At 77.1% G+C, this 528-nt stretch carries 1 protein-coding gene; it reads left to right on the top strand.

The features are described 5' to 3' along the window. Positions 1-528: acyltransferase domain-containing protein (locus tag G3I65_RS10680; protein WP_160695955.1), on the top strand; the 528-nt coding region annotated here is incomplete at both ends.

Genomic DNA, 528 nt, shown 5'->3' with positions numbered 1-528 from the left:
TCGCTGGCCACGTCGCGGGCCGGCTTCGACCACCGCGCGGTCGTGCTGGGCACCGACCGGGCCCAGGTCCTCGAGGCCCTCACCGCGCTGGGCACCGACACCCCCGCCGGCTCGCTGGTCCGCGGCACCACCGGCCGCGGCGGGCTCGCCTTCCTCTTCGCCGGGCAGGGCAGCCAGCGCGCGGGCATGGGTCGCGAGCTGTACGCGCGGTTCCCGGTGTTCGCCGACGCGCTCGACGAGGTGCTGGCCCAGCTCGACCTCGGCCTGGAGCGCCCGCTGCGCGAAGTGCTCTTCGCCGGCGAGGGCACGCCGGAAGCGGCGCTGCTCGGCGAAACCGGCTGGACCCAGCCCGCGTTGTTCGCGCTCGAGGTCGCGTTGTTCCGGCTCCTGGAGGCCTGGGGCGTGCGTCCCGGCCACCTGGCCGGCCACTCCATCGGCGAGATCGCCGCGGCGCACGTGGCCGGGGTGCTCTCGCTGGCGGACGCGGCCGCGCTCGTCGTCGCCCGGGGCCGGCTGATGCAGGCGCTG

It is taken from the genome of Amycolatopsis sp. SID8362, assembly GCF_010550475.1.
In the GTDB taxonomy this organism is placed as follows: domain Bacteria; phylum Actinomycetota; class Actinomycetes; order Mycobacteriales; family Pseudonocardiaceae; genus Amycolatopsis; species Amycolatopsis eburnea.
This window is presented reverse-complemented; position numbering and strand designations above follow the sequence as displayed.